Below are 16,893 nucleotides of genomic sequence, written 5' to 3'. Positions count from 1 at the left end.
CTCCCGACCCTGAACGAACGAACAGCCGTCTTTGCTTGCAAAAGTAAAACGGCTGCATTCGTTTTTTGTATTAAACTGGTTTGAAATTGTTTTAAATTTGGATTGAAGCACATTCTCTTACTATATTTACTACGTATTCACCCTATAACCTTTACCTATGCAATGAAGCACACTTGTATTGTGTTGTTTGTATTTTTGTCCCTAACTGCATTGGCACAGAAAGGTACCGTAAAAGAAAGCCTTACCATCCCGAGTACCATTTTAGGCAAAGATGTAAAGTATAACATTTATCTGCCGGCAGACTACCAGGCGTCTAATCGTTCTTATCCTATACTCTATCTGTTACATGGTTTTGGTGATGATGAAACCGGCTGGGTTCAATTTGGTGAGGCCAACAGTATTGCCGACCGGATGATTGAAAACGGCGAAGCAGCACCTATGATAATTGCCATGCCTGATGGCGGAGTAACCGGATATGTGAACAGTTTTGATGGTAAAGTGCGCTACGAAGACTTTTTCATCAATGAGTTTATTCCATACATAGAGTCTCACTACAGAGTACGTAATCAAAAACGGTATCGTGCCATTGCCGGGCTCTCAATGGGGGGCTATGGTACCCTGATTATGTCAACCAAACATCCTGATTTATTTGCGGCTGCGGCCCCTCTTAGTGCCGGAGTACGCACCGACGACGAAGTACTTGCCATGCCAGATGCTCAATGGGCCAGTTCTTATGCTCAGCGTTATGGCAGCAATCTGGTTGGGGCAGCCCGTTTGAACGCGCATTATCAGAAGAATTCAATCCTTAAAATTGTTGAGACGGCTAATCCTGACGAAATCAAAAAAGTGCGTTATTATATTGATTGCGGCGACGACGATTTCCTTATTAAAGGTAATATGGCCCTGCATGCACTGATGATTGATAAAAAAATACCACATGAGTTCCGGGTTCGTCAGGGTGGTCATACCTGGACCTACTGGCGCACCGCATTGCCGGAGGTTCTGAAATTTGTGAGTGAAAGTTTCCATCAAAAATAATTGTTCAGTATCATGAAAAAACTAAATCTGCTTCTGCTGTTATTCATTTCAAGCCTTTCTTTTGCCCAGCAGGGTATAGTTAAAGAAAGTCTGAAACTAAAGAGTAGTATCTTAGGTAAAGAAGTAAAGTATAATATCTACCTGCCTGCCGACTACGAAAAGAATAATCGTATGTATCCGGTTCTTTATCTGTTGCACGGCTACACCGATGACGAAACCGGCTGGACACAATTTGGCCAGACACCCGAAATTGCCGATAAAACCATTAATAGTGGCGATGCCCCACCTATGATTATTGTAATGCCAGATGCCGGAGTAAGCTGGTACATGAATTCGTTCGACGGAAAAACGAAATTTGAAGATTTTTTCATAAAAGAGTTTATACCTTATATTGAAACCAGCTACCGGATACGTTCTAAAAGGGAGTTCAGAGCGGTAGCAGGTCTTTCGATGGGTGGCCTGGGAACGCTGCTCTATGCAACCAAGCACCCTGATCTGTTTACGGCTGCGGCGCCATTAAGTGCAGCTGTCTGGACAGACGAAGAGGTGGTGTCGGGCAATCAGAATCAGGACCAATGGAATTATGTTTTCGGCGATTTATACGGTAAGAACCTGAAAGGCAAAGAACGCCTTACCGAGCATTATTACAAAAACGCTCCGATAAAGATTGTAGAAACGGCTAATGCCGAAGAGCTTAAAAAAGTAAAGTTTTATATTGATTGCGGCGATGACGACTTCCTGATTAAAGGTAACATGGCCTTGCATGCCATAATGATAGACAAAAAGATACCGCATGAGTTCAGGGTGAGAGATGGCGGGCATACCTGGTCTTACTGGCGCACCGCTTTGCCCGAGGTGCTGAAATTTGTAGGAGACAGTTTTCATCGGTAAGCATTTAAGCATTTAGTGAATGAGTGAATTAGTGAATGAGTGAATGGTGAATCAGCGGATTGATAAATGAGCAATAAATACAATGGGTAGCTTGCCACAATGTAAACTGAGTTACAACCCTTCACAATTAAAACAATCACTCAATCACTCATTCACCCAATCACTCAATAAATTTCCAGACGCGTTTTTTTTACATTATCCATATTATTTAATCTTAATCTATAATGAATCGTAGAGAAGCTGTTCAGAGACTTACCCTCTTAGTAGGTGGGGTATTATCTCCGCCGGTAATAGCTGGCGTAATGGGACAAGTACTTAATACCGGCGAAAGCGTTGCTATTACCGCCGACCAGGAAGCATTGGTAGCAGAAGTGGCCGATGTCATCATCCCGACAACAGATACGCCGGGCGCAAAAGCAGCCGGAGCAGAGAAATTTATTGTCAGAGTAATGCGCGATTGCTATGTGAAAGAAGACCAGGATAAGTTTTACGCAGGTCTTGCCAGATTGGATGCCGACAGCAAAACCAAATATGGTAAAAACTTTATGAGCCTGAGCGTTGCCGAAAAGAATGAAATGGTGAAACAAACCATGACAACCGACAAGGCTTTCTTCTTAAGAATGAAAGAACTAACCACCGTAGGTTATTTTACCTCTGAAATTGGCGCTACGCAGGCATTAGCCTATTTGCCGATACCGGGTCGATTCGATGGAAGTGCGCCTTATAAACCCGGCCAGAAAACCTGGGCCATTTAATTCTTAACCTATTCACAGTTAAACGTACCGACAAATCAAATGAACTTAAATATAGATGCTATTAAAGCCCAGACCTACGATGCCATCGTGATTGGCTCGGGTGTTACCGGTGGTTGGGCAGCAAAAGAACTGACAGAAAAAGGCCTGCGTGTAATTATGCTTGAAAAAGGTAAACAGCTTGAACACGTAACCGGTTATGAAAACGCCATGAAAGACCCATGGCAAATGCAATATAACGGCCGCCTGACTATTGCGCAGAAGGAATCTCATCCGAAATTGTCACGCGATTACCCTTACAATGAAATGACAGAAAAGTACTGGATGAACGATTCAGACTCTATGTATAAAGAAGATAAAAGATTTGACTGGTTTCGTCCGGGTATAGTAGGTGGTAAATCTATTATGTGGGGGCGCCAGTCGTATCGTTGGAGTGACCTTGATTTTGAAGCCAACCTGAAAGACGGAATTGCCGTTGACTGGCCCATCCGTTATAAAGATGTGGCACCTTGGTACTCTTATGTAGAAAAATTTGTGGGTATATCTGGCGAAAAACTGAATCTGCCTCAATTGCCTGATAGCGAGTTTCTGCCTCCGATGGAAATGTACTGGGTAGAAAAAGAAGTGCGTAAACGCATTGAGAAGAATTTCCCGGGCAGGCACATGACCATTGGCCGTGTGGCTAACCTTTCTGAGGCAGCCAAAGCACAATTGGGTATCGGCCGTACCTCATGTCAGTACCGTAACAAATGTTCTTTGGGTTGTCCGTATGGCGCCTATTTCAGCACGCAGTCTTGTACATTGCCTCCGGCAGCTAAAACCGGTCGCCTTACTTTGCGTCCTGATTCGGTAGTTACCGAAATCATCTATGATGAGAACAAAAAACGTGCAACAGGCGTAAGAGTAACCGATGCCGTTACGCTTCAGCCAACCGAATATTATGCTAAAATAGTATTTGTTTGTGGTAGCGCTTTGGGTTCAACATCTATTATGCTCAACTCAAAATCTAACCGTTTCCCTAACGGCTTGGGTAATGACTCGGGCCAGTTGGGTCATAACCTCATGGACCACCACTTCCGCACAGGTGCATCGGGTATCTATGAGGGTGGCCTAGATAAATACTCTTATGGCCGCCGTGCCAACGGTATTTATGTGCCTCGTTATCGCAATATTGGTACCGACAAACGTGAGTACCTGCGTGGTTTTGGTTATCAGGGTGGTGCCGGGTCTGGTCGTCAGGGATGGCAGCGCAACGTAGCCGAATTGAGCTTCGGTGCAGAATACAAAAACGAAGTTACCCAACCGGGCGCATGGACAATGGGCTTGAGTGGTTTTGGTGAAACCCTGCCCTATTATGAAAACAGAATGTATCTGCACCCTACCGAAAAAGACAAATGGGGTATGCCAATAGTGGTGTTTGATGCAGAGCTGAAAGAAAACGAGAAAAAAATGCGCATTGATATGCTGAACGATGCCAAAGAAATGTTGGAAAGCGCGGGCGTTAAAAACGTAAGAGGCTACGACAACGGCTCTTATCTGGGCATGGCCATTCATGAAATGGGTACCGCCCGTATGGGTAGAGATCCTAAAACTTCAGTATTAAATGCCAATAACCAGATTCATGATGTGAAAAACGTATTTGTAACCGACGGAGCCTGTATGACCTCGGCCTCATGCGTTAACCCGTCGTTAACCTACATGGCGCTCACTGCCCGTGCAGCAGATTTTGCTGTGAAGGAGCTGAAGAAGAAAAACCTATAATTCCCTTGATAACAGGTGTTTTTTAACCTCTCCGGCATGATGCAGGAGAGGTTAATTTATTAATAAATAAGATTGACACAATGAACCTATTCAGGATAATAAGCTTTCTGTCTTTTTTTAGTTTATTATTTGCCATGAGCTGCAACAACCAGCAGGATGCCAGCCAGAATACCGGTGAGCAACTGGCCAGAAAACATTGTGCATCATGCCATTTGTTTCCTGAACCTGAACTACTGGATAAGTCGGCCTGGCAGCAAGGTGTGCTGCCCGAGATGGCGCTGCAACTGGGCTTTCAGATGAACGGAGGTAAGATTTACCCCGATGTACAGCTGGAAACCAACGGAGATTCAAGCTATTTTGTCAGCAAATCGGCCATGAGTATTGAAGATTGGGAGTTGCTGGTAAAGTATTATGTTGATAACGCACCCGAAAAATTAAAGCCACAGAACCGTCCGCCTATTAAAGATATTACCGGGTTATTTGAGGTACGCGCGCATTATGCCAGAAAAGGCAGTTTCCCCTCAACAACCTATATCAGAATTGACGAGGGCAACCAGCAGATTTATGAAGCCAGCCTGGCTGATAGTTCGCTGAATGTATTGGACAAAAATCTGAAAGAAGTTTCGGCCAGAAAAATTGATGCCACAATTGTAGACATCGACTTTGAGGGAGACCTGAAAAACCCCGGTAAACGCAGTGGTTTTATGAGCAGTATCGGCATCTTGCATCCTAACGATTTACGGACAGGCAAATTACTTGATCTTAACGCCACAGCCCAAACCCCGCCGTTGATTGACAACCTGCAAAGACCCGTACAAAGCCTTGCTGTTGATATGGATAACGACGGCTGGAAAGACCAACTGATTTGTAGCTTTGGTAACACAAACGGGGTGCTGGCCTGGTATAAAAACCTGAACGGCAAGGGCTACGAAAAACGGGTAATAAGAGAGCTGCCCGGGGCCATTAAGGCCTATATTGCTGACGAAAACAAAGACGGCCTGCCGGATATTTGGGTTTTGTTTGCACAGGCACAGGAAGGTATATTTTTATTGTTGAATAAAGGTAATGGAAACTTTGAAACCAAAGAAATACTGCGGTTTCCGCCCGTTTATGGCTCTGCCTACTTTGAGTTAACCGATTTAAATAAAGACGGCCATAAAGATATTGTGTATGTAAGTGGCGATAACGCCGATTTCTCCAGAAACGTATTGAAGAATTATCACGGCATATACGGCTACCTGAACAACGGCAGATATGAATTTAAACAGGCTTTTTTCTTTCCTGTAAATGGTTGTTTTAAGGCTATTCCGGCTGATTTTGATAAGGATGGCGACGTAGACCTGGCAGCGATATCGTATTTTCCGGATAGAAAAAATCAACCCACCGAAGGCTTTGTGTATCTTGAAAATCAGGGGAACTTCAATTTTAAACCTTACACGATTAAAGAGGTGAAATCTGGCAACTGGTTGCTGTTGGATGCCGGAGACCTGGATGGCGATGGCGATAAAGACCTGGTAATTGGCAGCCTTGATTTGAACAAACAAAGCCGGAATGGGTCTCGGAGAGATACCTCGTTTCTGTTATTAACAAACAAGCTGATAAAAAAATAACCATTAGGGCAGGTTTTTGTACCCTGCCCTAATAATTTATTAATTGCAGCCTTTGGTGTAGGCGTGCAGGTGTTCGTCAAATTTTATCCAGCTATGGTTGCCTTTTAGTTTATCAACCAGTTGGGGGCAGTCTTTGTATAGCACGGCATAAGCCTCTTCATAATCTTTCTTTTTCAGTTTTACGGCTGCGGCATCACCTATCTTTACATAGTAAGATTTGTTAACTTCATCTTCAATGGCAAAACCATTTTTAAATTCCATGGTTCTGGTTGAAACCCCCAGCGGATTATGAAATACCTTGATTTTCTCGCTGAATGTCGGGTTTACCAATTGCAGCAGTAGTTGGTCTATTTTTGCATGATTGGCAACACTGGTTTTTTCAAAATAAGCATATCCCTGTTGTATCACCTCATGGTTTACGCCTTTTCCCCTCCATTTGCGTGGGTCGAAAGTCAGGTTTATGGCATTATTTATCTTGTTGAATTGGCTGATGGGCAAATACATCGCTGTAATGCTTTCTGCTTTTACTTTGGTCTTTTTGCTTTCTCCGCTCGGCTTTAGCACAAGGCTCTGGATAAGTCCGTTTTTTTGATTGACCGAACTGACGGTCCCTTCCAGCGTGTTGCCGTCTGCCAGATAAATGTAGGCGGTTTCCCGGGTAGAAAACTGCTCATAGGCCGGTGTAAACAACTGGCCAAATGCGGTGGTGCAGCTTAATAAACTTAAAAGCAATGCTATCTTTTTCATAATTGTTTATAATGGTTGTTAATAAATAAAAGGTTTTGTTTCATCACTGCCTGCTGCGGTGTTTAAGCAAGACAACCCTGATGCCCACTACCCCTATGTGGTGTTATGAAATTTTTTAAGATACAGAAAGCTAATGCCTGCACATGGCCGAACACCACGGCTTTCCCGTCAGGCTGTGCAAGATAGCCTGGCAGAGGTATGCTGGTAAATCAAACCTTTTTTAACGGCAGTATGGCCGTAGCGAGCGGTTATTTCAGCTTGTTGTATTTACGGCTTAATTCTAATACCTTGTCGGTAGGTAAGGCTTTGATGGTGCCGTTAGCGCCTTTGGTGGTTTGTGCGGCAAACATGGCGTTAATGATGGCCTCTTCGGTGGCCTCAATGGCAGCCAGAAAGAGCGGAGATACGTCATCATTCCGCAGTTCGGTAGCTTCATAGAATCGGGTAGAAGCGTTATGAGCCACCCGTAATGGTTTGGCCGTTGAGAAAGCAATTACGTAGTCGCCACTACCGTTAGAGGCAATGCCCCCGGTTTTGGCCAGCCCGAAGATGGCCCTTTTGGCCAGCCTTTCCAGATTACGCGCCGTAATGGGTGCATCGGTAGCCACTACTATCATACAAGACCCGTCGGCAGGGTCGTTCAGTTGGTCGTTCAGAAAAAACTGGTTCAGTTCTTCACCCACAGGCACACCGTTTATTTGTAATACACCACCAAAATTGGTTTGCACAATTACGCCCACCGTATAGCCGCCAGATTTGGCAGGCAAAACCCTTGATGCCGTACCGATGCCGCCTTTCCAGCCGAAACAGACAGTGCCCGTGCCTGCACCCACGTTGCCTTCCTGCACTTTGCCGGTGGTGGCGGTTTCTATGGCTTTCAGTACGTGTGTTTTTGTAATGTGCCTGCCGGTTATGTCGTTCAGGTAGCTGTCGTTGGTTTCGCCGATAACCGGATTCACCGACCGCACCTTTTCGTTGCCTTTTTGTGCCAGGGTGTAGTCAATCACGGCGTCGGCAGCGGTGGGTACCGAAAGCGTATTGGTAAGCACAATGGGCGTTTCAATATTGCCTAGTTCCTGCACCTGGCTAATGCCCGTTAGCTTGCCAAAACCGTTGGCTACAAAAATGGCGGCCGGTACTTTATCCTGAAATAGATTGCCCTCGTGCGGAACAACGGCCGTAACGCCTGTATGAATCTTCTCTCCGTCTGCCAAGGTGGTATGCCCTATTTTTACGCCTGCCACGTCTGTTATGGCATTGTTGATGCCGGGTTTCATAACCCCTGTTTTGATACCCAGTTCTCGCGGGCGTTTTTGTTGGGCTTCAACCGCTATGCTTAACAAAGGCAGAAAAAAGAGAAGTAGTTTCATGCGTTTAGTCTATTGATTTGAAAGGCCTAACGGCCAAAAGTGTCTTCATAAATAACCTGGCCGTTGCCTCTTGAAAGTTTAACGGCATCTACCAGCCCTGCACCCTGAAACTGGTACGTAAGGCCAATAATTTTGCTGCCTGCGCCTTTATGGGGGAAATCGAACGCCAGTTTATTGTCTACATATATTTTTACATGGTTATTGACTGCCTCACACCGAACTGCTACAAAGTGGTTGAAGTCAACCCCAAAGCCTGATAAGTCGTTGGTTTTACCAGGTATTTCTTTGTCGATATAGAACAGGGTGTTTTCTGAAATACAACCTTTGGCCGACAGCCGGATGAGGATAGCCGAACCTTCGGTCAGCAGGCCTATTTCTGAATACTGGCAAACGGCTGCACCCTCTTTATAGATGTTTTGTATGGTGGTTTCATAAATGAAACTATCAGTGCTGATGTCGCCGAAATCCTTCAGGTTCATGTATTTCACCGATGGCGCGGTGGGTTGCAGGTTGATATGCCGTGCCTCTATTTTTTCAACGGTCAATCCCAGTTTTCCGTCTTGAATTGCCTCCTGCTGTTTGAAATATACCGGAACAGGCTCCTGATTTATCAGCGGCAGCCAGCCGTTGGTTTTTATAAAAAGCTGATGTTCTTTGATAACCTGACGGCCTACTACCAGCTTGGCCTGAAAAAAGCCCGGGTAATAATAGATAGAGGTATGCTGATGCTGATTGCGCGCAACACGGGTTCTTTTGGAGGAATCCCAGCTTTGTTGAATATACACCGAATCTTCAGGTGCTTTGGAGGCATCGTAATCAAAAATAACTGAATTAGGTACGCCCGATGCCACCACTTTTTTGCTGCTGAACTGGTAATCGGCAGGGTTCAGCTGCGCTGATGTGTTTACGTCTTTTTTTGCAAGCAACAACCAGCCGATAATGCCTGTTGCCAGTAAAATGGGCAGAATAAACGAGAAAAGATACGGGCGTTTGCGTACCTCGGGTTTGTTGGCAGGTATTTGAGCCGCCGTAAAGGCAGACGCCTGCTGTGGCATTTCGGCTGCATGGTGCTGACGGAAAACCCGCCAGTTTTCAAAACCTGTGTACTGTGCCAGCGTGTTCAGGGTAGTGGCAGTAGGTGCAGAGTCATACTTTACCTTGCCCCAGATGCGCTTCAACGTGGTGGGGCTGAGGGTTACAGAGGTAACATCAAATATCTGTTGAGATAACTCTTCAAAATCGCGGTTGCTCCATTGGGTGCTGTTTCCCCAGCCCAGTTTCTCTTCAATCAGGGTTTTGCATCGGGTTAGCAGTATGTCGTCTGTATCGGTTTTCAAGCGTTGATGGGCTGTGGGGTGGTTTGAATAATCTTGAACAGACTTGAAAAGGCTATGAATAGAACCGGTGGCAGAGGCTTCATAAATTGTCAGGTCGATTCGGTGAATCAGTAATTAAATTCTAAAACACTAACAAAGCTATGCAAAAGAACACAAAAACAGGGGTGCTGGCAGCAGTTTTTTTCGCCTTCTTATTTCTTACATTTGCTGCCTCTGCGCAGGACGACAAAGCCAAACGTCCGTCGCCGCCGGTTATGGCATCAGGCATTATCAACGGTAATAGCATAACTATTAATTATGGCCAGCCCTCAGTAAAAGGCCGCGAGATTTGGGGTAAGCTGGTGCCTTATGGTGAAGTATGGCGTGCAGGTGCCAATGAGGCCACAACCATTGCGTTTGCTAAAGATGTAACCATTGAGGGCAAGACGCTTCCGGCTGGCAAATATGGTTTCTTTGCCATACCCGGTGCCAACGAATGGACCATCATATTTAACAAAGTGCCTAACCAATGGGGGGCCTTTAAGTATGATGCCGCACAGGATGCCCTGCGTGTAACTGTAAAGCCTAAGCAAGCAAAGGCATTCAGCGAAAAGCTGTGGTATGCAGTGAACAAGCACTCAGTAACCCTGACATGGGCAAACACCGAGGTAGCTTTTGGGGTGAAGTAGGGGTGAGCCACTAAAGCGATTGAAACCAGTATTAGCCACCAGCGTAATTTACTTAGACCTGTACTTTCCGCACTTTCTGTACTAAAGTGTGGAAAGTGTGGAAAGTGCGGAAAGTGTGGATTCGCACACCTCGCACTACTCGCACAAGAGTACGAGTAGTGCGAGTAGTACGAGGCACTACATCATTAATCAATATAAATATTTATAATTAATTGATAATCAATATATTAATTAATTTATCTATAATATTATTGAAGATAGATTCTGTATTGGAAGCCAATAACCGTACCAACCGTACTCTGGTACGGAAAGTACGGTTGGTACGGATTCGCACCAATCGCACTAATCGCACAAATCGCACTAAAGTGCGGAAAGTGCGATTCGTACCATTCGTACTCTGGTACGAGTAGTACGAGGCACTACATCATCAATCAATATAGATATTTATAATTAATTGATAATCAATATATTAAATATTATATCTATGATATTATTGAAGATAGATTCTGTATTGAAAGCCAATAACCGTACCAACCGTACTCTGGTACGGAAAGTACGGAAAGTACGGTTGGTACGGATTCGCACACCTCGCACAAGAGTGCGAGTAGTGCGAGTTGGTACGACCCTTATTTCTTCATCAAATAGATTGATATTTTTATAATTAATTGATAATCAATATATTAATTAATTTATCTATAATATTATTGAAGATAGATTCTGTATTGGAAGCCAATAACCGTACCAACCGTACTCTGGTACGGAAAGTACGGAAAGTACGGTTGGTACGGATTCGCACCAATCGCACTAATCGCACTAAAGTGCGGAAAGTGCGATTCGTACCATTCGTACTCTGGTACGAGTAGTACGAGGCACTACATCATCAATCAATATAGGTATTTATAATTAATTGATAATCAATATATTAAATATTATATCTATATATTAAATATTATATCTATGATATTATTGAAGATAGATTCTGTATTGAAAGCCGATAACCGTACCAACCGCACTAATCGCACCAATCGCACTAATCGCACTAAAGTGCGGAAAGTGCGATTCGTACCATTCGTACCATTCGTACTCTGGTACGAGTAGTACGAGGCACTACATCATAAATCAATATTAATATTTGTAATTAATTGATAATCAATATATTAATTAATTTATCTATAATATTATTGAAGATAGATTCTGTATTGAAAGCCGATAACCGTACCAACCGTACTCTGGTACGGAAAGTACGGTTGGTACGGAAAGTACGGTTGGTACGGATTCGCACCAACCGCACCAATCGCACTAATCGCACTAAAGTGCGGAAAGTGCGATTGGTACGATTATAATTTCTTAATTAGATAAATAAAATGAATTAAACTGAATTGGGTGCTTTTTTTGTAACTATTTGATTATCAATAATTAATAATCAAAATAAATAATATAATTATTAAAGATTAGAGTGAGTAGCCTTTGTTCAGAAAACCATTACCACACTTTCCGCACTTTCTGTACTCTGGTGCGGAAAGTGCGGAATCGCACAAATCGCACAAATCGCACAAATCGCACAAATCGCACAAATCGCACAAATCGCACACCTCGCACACCTCGCACAAGCGTGCGAATAGTGCGAGCTGCTGTGGCCGCTGATGCAGACTTATATCAAAACTGGCGTAGGTCTTTCAGATAAGATGGCCCACCCAAAGCCCGCATTTGCCGGGTAATTTGACTTGTTCGGCGAGCCACATAAGGCCCCGGATTCTGAATTGACCATTTCCTGGGGCTGGGCAATACGGCTGCTATCCGTGCGGCCTGTTCTCGGCTGATATTTTTGGCAGATTTATTAAAATACCGGTTAGAGGCCGCTTCAACGCCAAATGTCCTGTCGCCCATTTCTGCTACATTCAGATACACCTCCAGAATACGCTGTTTGCCCCAGATAAGCTCTATCAGTACCGTAAAATATACCTCAATGGCTTTGCGGATGTAGCTGCGGGTTTGCCAAAGAAAAACGTTTTTGGCCACCTGTTGCGAAATCGTGCTGGCGCCGCGTATCTTCCGGCCTTTCAGGTTACGGTTAAAGGCGGTTTTCATCGACCCGAAATCAAACCCGTAATGGTCAGGGAAAAGCTGGTCTTCGGCAGCCACCACCGCCAGGGGCATTTCTTTTGATATTTTGTCATACGAAACCCACTGGTAATGTATCTCGCTGTCTTTTCCTTCGGCAATGGCTTCTATTTTTCTTGTCAGCATGGTAGCCGTAAAAGGCACAGGTACAAACTTGAAAAACACTACGGCACTGATGCTTGAAACAAAGAAAAAGATAACAAACCTGACCAGCGTACGTTTCAGCCTTACCCATACGGAGGCGAGCCGGGGCCTGGCCGCAGCTTTTGATTTTTTAGGGGCCGGAGTTTTAGTTCTGAATGTATTCTTAGCCATGTGTCAGGTTAAGTTTTGTAAGGGTATTGCGCTTTTTTATGCAAAAATCGTAAAATTATGCGGTTACACAAACCATTTGCCCTGTGCAACCAGCTGCGCTTTGCCCCCTACCTGCAATTTATACTTTTCGTTGCCGGTTCGCTCGCCTTTAATACTGATTAACGAGGGGCGGTTTATCTCGTACCCCTGTTCTACCAGTTTATGAATAACCGGCAGCTCATGCTTAAGCAAATAGGCCAGCAGGCAACTGTTGGCGCTGCCGGTGGCGGCATCTTCTATTATTTTCTGGTTTTCGAGGCAGAGCATCCGGGCATGCACATGATTTACCTCTGCGTGTGTTTCTGGCGAGAACACAAAGAAAGCAGTGGTAAGGCCATCGGCCGAATTACTTTTATGCAGCTGGTTGTCAATAAGCCATTGGGTAATGGCGGCGGCCTCTGGTTTTACCTGCTGCACGGCTTTCAGGGTTTTTAGCGGAACAATCAGATAAGGCAAACCGGTTGAAACCAGCTGAACAGGCAGGGTATCGTCAACATCGGTGGGTTCAATGCCCAGCAGAGGCGGCAGGTCTGTGTAGAGGGTTTCACCAAAAACAGGGTTGTTCAATTCAAGCCAGAGTATTCCATCGGCTGGTTTTACAGGCACTTTACCTATTTTCAGGTGTAAGGTTATTGCAGACTCGGTATCGCCCATCAACACAAATGCCGTACCCAGGGTAGGGTGGCCTGCAAAGGGTACTTCATATTCGGGCGTAAAAATCCGAACGTTATAGCCACCGTCTGAGGGTTCATCAGAAAGAATAAAGGTGGTTTCCTGAAAATTGATTTCCCTGGCAATTTTCAGCATTTGCTCGTCTGTCAGTTCTCCGGCATTGCGGAATACAGCCAACTGATTACCCTGATATTTTTGCTCGGCAAACACATCAACAATTGAAAACTCCAGTTCCATCTTTTTTCCGGTTTAAGGTTGAGGAATGATACCCTTTTATGGCCAGGTATGGCAATTCCTGAAATCATGTTCCAACGTTTTGCTAAAAAACGAAATATCCCCCATAATGGGTGATGATGCACTCGTTTTTTTTTACTTATTTGCCGTGCATCAATGGTTTGCAGCACAGGTATGGTGTCTGACACCACTAGATACAGGCGGTAAAATTCCTCTTCGGTATGTTTTTTGGTGTCATACGAATTAATAACTTTGTACGTTTACAATCCATCTGAGTTTATTAGACAAATTATAATCAATTATTTATGAAAAGAATTGCTTGTATGCTTCTGGCAATGGCCGTTATGGCCGCCTGTACCAGAAGCGCCACGGTGAGTACCTCATCAACACAAAAAAATAATCTGTATCAGTTTTCGGTTGATTTAACCAAAGTGCAGAACGATAAACTGGAGGTTTCGCTGGTGGCGCCTAAAATCAATGCCGACCAGATTACGTATTTTCTGCCTAAAATTGTGCCGGGTACTTATGCCAATTATGATTTTGGCCGTTATGTGTCTGGTTTTAAGGCGTATAATGCCAAGGGCGATACGCTGCCGGTTACTAAGGCAGATGTAAACAGCTGGACCATCAAAAATGCCAAAGACCTGCATAGAATCAGCTATAAAATTGATGATACCTGGGATTCGCCCGAAATTAAAGGTGAAAAAATATTTGAGCCTGCCGGTAGCGATATTGATGCCAACAAAAAATTTGCCATTAATACTTTCTGCTTTTTTGGTTATTTTAATGGTTTAACAAAAGTGCCTTACCGGGTGTCATTCACCAAGCCTGAAGGCTTTTATGGCGCTACTTCTATGAATTTTGTTTCAACCACAGCCAACCGTGATGTGTTTGAGGCCGATAACTACATGGATTTGTCTGATGCCCCGATACTATACACCCGCCCGGACACCACCGTGCTGAAAGTAGGTGGCGCTGATATTCTGGTGTCGGTTTTTTCGCCTAATAAAAAAGCTAATTCTAAAGAGATTGCGGCCAATATCAACTCGTTGCTGAATGCCCAGAAAGATTACCTGGGTGGCAAATTGCCGATTCAGAAATATGCGTTCCTGATTGTGCTGTCAGATAACCCGAATCTGATGAGCTACGGTGCCTTAGAACACTCGTATTCGTCTTTCTATTATCTGCCCGAAGGTACCTCGAAGGAGCTTTCGCAGACAGTAAAAGATGTGGCTTCGCATGAGTTTTTTCATATCATAACGCCTTTGAGCATCCATTCAGAAGAAATCGGCGATTTTGATTTTAACCAGCCGAAGATGAGTAAACACCTCTGGATGTATGAAGGAGCGACCGAATATGCCGCCGGACACATGCAGATGAAGTATGGATTGATTGAAATGCCGCAGTATCTGGATATGCTGCAGGATAAAATCAATTTCATGAAGCGCATGAACGACAAACTGCCGTTTACTGAAATGAGCAAGCAGGTGTTGGATAAATACAAAAACCAGTATCAGAACGTATATAATAAAGGCGCCTTGATTGCGCTGTGTCTGGATATCAGACTCCGTCAGTTATCAGACGGTAAGTATGGCACACAAAACCTGATGCGTGACCTGGCCAAGACCTACGGTAAAACCAAGTCGTTTAAAGATGATGAGTTGTTTGATAAAATAACGGCATTGACGTATCCTGAAATCCGCGAGTTTTTTACCAAATACGTTGAAGGCCCCGAGCCACTGCCATTGGTTGATGTTTTCAAGAGCGTAGGTATTGATTATTTGCCAGAGGCCACCGTGAAGAAAATCAGCCTTGGTGGCATTAACCTGGGCTATAGCGCGGCAACCAAGCGCATAAAAATAGCCAATGCCAGCAACATGAACGATTTTGGCAAGAAAATGGGGTATCAGCAGAATGATGAGATTATCTCGCTGAACGGCCAGCCATTTGAATTAACCAAAGTGCAGCACCTGTTGGATGATTACAGCAACAACACCAAAGAAGGAGACCCGGTAGTGATGGAAGTAGCCCGTAAAAACAGCGAAGGTAAAGAAGAAATAGTGAAGCTGTCGGCACCGGCCATGCTGGTAGAGGTAGTAGAAAAGAATGTATTGAAACCAGCCGACAACCCAACGCCTGCCCAGTTGAAGCTAAGAAAAGACTGGCTAAGCCCGGATAAAAACTGATTTTACCGCTTGAACATTCAGCTTGAATAAAAAAGAAGCGCGGCCTTTGTAAGCTAACAAGGCCGCGCTTGCTGTTTATAATTTTCAGTAGACTTTCAGGGCTTCTACCAAAGAGGCGTTCTCGGCATCAGTGCCTATCGAGATACGGATACATCCCTCACAAAGCTGTACATTAGAGCGGTCGCGGGTGATAATCTTCCGGTCAATCAGGTATCCGAAAACCGCTTTGGCATCTGCAAACTTAACCAGCAACTGGTTGGAGTCTGAGGGGTAAATGTGTTTTACAATTGCCAGCGTGCCCAGCATATCTGCCAGTGTCTGGCGTGCTTTCAGGATATCCTGTACGTAAGCGTTCTTTTTATCTTCGTTGTTCAGGGCATCCAGTATCAGCAATTGCGTTACGGCATTGAGGTTATACGGATACTTGATTTTGTTCAGAATCTTAATCAGGTCTTCTGATGCAAAGGCCATCCCGAAGCGTAAGGCGGCCAATCCCCATGCTTTAGAGAATGTCTGCAATACTACCAGGTTCGGGTAGCTGTCTAACAATTTCGTGAAAGAATCAGCCTCTGCAAAATCAATATAGGCTTCATCAACTATTACCAGCCCGGTTGTAAATTTTTCAAGAATCTCCAAAACTGCCTCTCTGCTCACCAGATTCCCCGATGGGTTATTAGGCGAGCAAATCCATATCAGTTTGGTATGGGGTGTAACCGCCGCCAGTACGGCTTCGGTATTTATCTGGAAGTCTGTGGTTAATGGCACCTGTATTACCGGGGTATTCTGTACATCGGCACATACCTTATACATACCATAGGTTGGGGGCATTATCAGCATATTATCTTCCTTTGGCTCGCAGGTAGCACGAATCAGCAAATCAATGGCTTCGTCAGAGCCGTTGCCCAGAAAAATCTGTCCTGGTCGCACGCCTTTAATCACAGCCAGTTTGTCTTTTATGTCTGTCTGGTGAGGGTCCGGGTAGCGGTTATAATTTCCGTCTATTACCGAGCCGAAAGGGTTTTCGTTGGCATCAAGAAAGATACCTTCTTTGCCGGTGTATTCGTCACGGGCTGATGAATAAGGGGCAAGTGTAAGAATATGCCGGCGTATAATATTGTTCAGAGAAAACATAAGGGCGTATCTGCTTTATTT

General features: G+C 44.5%; 13 protein-coding genes. 7 read left to right on the top strand and 6 right to left on the bottom strand.

Going from position 1 to position 16,893, the window contains the following annotated elements; genetic code table 11:
• The first annotated feature begins 162 nt into the window (after positions 1–162).
• The 5 genes from C0V77_RS16135 to C0V77_RS16115 all read left to right on the top strand — a co-directional run bounded on the left by C0V77_RS16135 (position 163) and on the right by C0V77_RS16115 (position 6,052).
• Complete coding sequence (locus tag C0V77_RS16135) at positions 163–1,038, top strand: esterase family protein (protein ID WP_101727378.1); 876 nt, start codon at positions 163–165, stop codon at positions 1,036–1,038.
• A 12-nt stretch (positions 1,039–1,050) separates the two neighbouring features.
• Positions 1,051–1,929: an esterase family protein gene (locus tag C0V77_RS16130; RefSeq protein WP_101727377.1), complete on the top strand. Its 879-nt coding sequence runs from the start codon at positions 1,051–1,053 to the stop codon at positions 1,927–1,929.
• A 224-nt stretch (positions 1,930–2,153) separates the two neighbouring features.
• Positions 2,154–2,684 carry a gluconate 2-dehydrogenase subunit 3 family protein gene (locus C0V77_RS16125; protein WP_101727376.1) on the top strand — a complete coding sequence of 177 codons (531 nt, stop codon included), beginning with the start codon at positions 2,154–2,156 and terminating at the stop codon, positions 2,682–2,684.
• Positions 2,685–2,723: 39 nt separating this feature from the next.
• Entirely contained in the window at positions 2,724–4,442 is a 1,719-nt protein-coding gene (locus C0V77_RS16120; RefSeq protein WP_101727375.1) for a GMC oxidoreductase, read from the top strand.
• A 134-nt stretch (positions 4,443–4,576) separates the two neighbouring features.
• Complete coding sequence (locus C0V77_RS16115) at positions 4,577–6,052, top strand: VCBS repeat-containing protein (protein WP_158237968.1); 1,476 nt, start codon at positions 4,577–4,579, stop codon at positions 6,050–6,052.
• Between the two features lie 39 nt (positions 6,053–6,091).
• On the opposite strand, the gene C0V77_RS16110 is transcribed toward C0V77_RS16115, so the two are convergent.
• The 3 genes from C0V77_RS16110 to C0V77_RS16100 all read right to left on the bottom strand — a co-directional run bounded on the left by C0V77_RS16110 (position 6,092) and on the right by C0V77_RS16100 (position 9,506).
• A complete protein-coding gene (locus tag C0V77_RS16110; protein WP_101727373.1) occupies positions 6,092–6,799 on the bottom strand; it encodes a hypothetical protein in 708 nt (235 codons plus the stop codon).
• 248 nt (positions 6,800–7,047) lie between these two features.
• Positions 7,048–8,169 (bottom strand): P1 family peptidase, encoded by a 1,122-nt coding sequence (locus C0V77_RS16105; RefSeq protein WP_101727372.1) that lies wholly within the window; start codon positions 8,167–8,169, stop codon positions 7,048–7,050.
• A 26-nt stretch (positions 8,170–8,195) separates the two neighbouring features.
• The gene (locus tag C0V77_RS16100; RefSeq protein ID WP_101727371.1) at positions 8,196–9,506 is read right to left on the bottom strand and encodes a hypothetical protein; all 1,311 of its coding nucleotides are present in this window, start codon (positions 9,504–9,506) and stop codon (positions 8,196–8,198) included.
• A 140-nt stretch (positions 9,507–9,646) separates the two neighbouring features.
• Here C0V77_RS16100 and C0V77_RS16095 point away from each other — a divergent pair, with 140 nt between their 5' ends.
• On the top strand, positions 9,647–10,174 hold the full coding sequence (locus C0V77_RS16095; protein ID WP_101727370.1) for a DUF2911 domain-containing protein: 528 nt from the start codon (positions 9,647–9,649) through the stop codon (positions 10,172–10,174).
• A 1,656-nt stretch (positions 10,175–11,830) separates the two neighbouring features.
• On the opposite strand, the gene mtgA is transcribed toward C0V77_RS16095, so the two are convergent.
• Together mtgA and C0V77_RS16085 are read right to left on the bottom strand one after the other, a co-directional pair.
• The gene (gene mtgA / locus C0V77_RS16090) at positions 11,831–12,610 is read right to left on the bottom strand and encodes a monofunctional biosynthetic peptidoglycan transglycosylase (RefSeq protein WP_101727369.1); all 780 of its coding nucleotides are present in this window, start codon (positions 12,608–12,610) and stop codon (positions 11,831–11,833) included.
• A 63-nt stretch (positions 12,611–12,673) separates the two neighbouring features.
• Complete coding sequence (locus C0V77_RS16085) at positions 12,674–13,558, bottom strand: PhzF family phenazine biosynthesis protein (protein ID WP_101727368.1); 885 nt, start codon at positions 13,556–13,558, stop codon at positions 12,674–12,676.
• Between the two features lie 302 nt (positions 13,559–13,860).
• Here C0V77_RS16085 and C0V77_RS16075 point away from each other — a divergent pair, with 302 nt between their 5' ends.
• Positions 13,861–15,741: a peptidase M61 gene (locus tag C0V77_RS16075; protein ID WP_101727366.1), complete on the top strand. Its 1,881-nt coding sequence runs from the start codon at positions 13,861–13,863 to the stop codon at positions 15,739–15,741.
• A gap of 84 nt (positions 15,742–15,825) precedes the next feature.
• On the opposite strand, the gene hisC is transcribed toward C0V77_RS16075, so the two are convergent.
• Complete coding sequence (gene hisC / locus C0V77_RS16070; protein WP_101727365.1) at positions 15,826–16,872, bottom strand: histidinol-phosphate transaminase; 1,047 nt, start codon at positions 16,870–16,872, stop codon at positions 15,826–15,828.
• Positions 16,873–16,893: the final 21 nt, after the last annotated feature.

It is taken from the genome of Emticicia sp. TH156 (assembly GCF_002855535.1).
Taxonomy (GTDB): Bacteria; Bacteroidota; Bacteroidia; order Cytophagales; family Spirosomataceae; genus Emticicia; species Emticicia fluvialis.
Note: the sequence above shows the minus strand (reverse complement) of the source record. Positions and strands in the feature narration are given on the sequence as shown.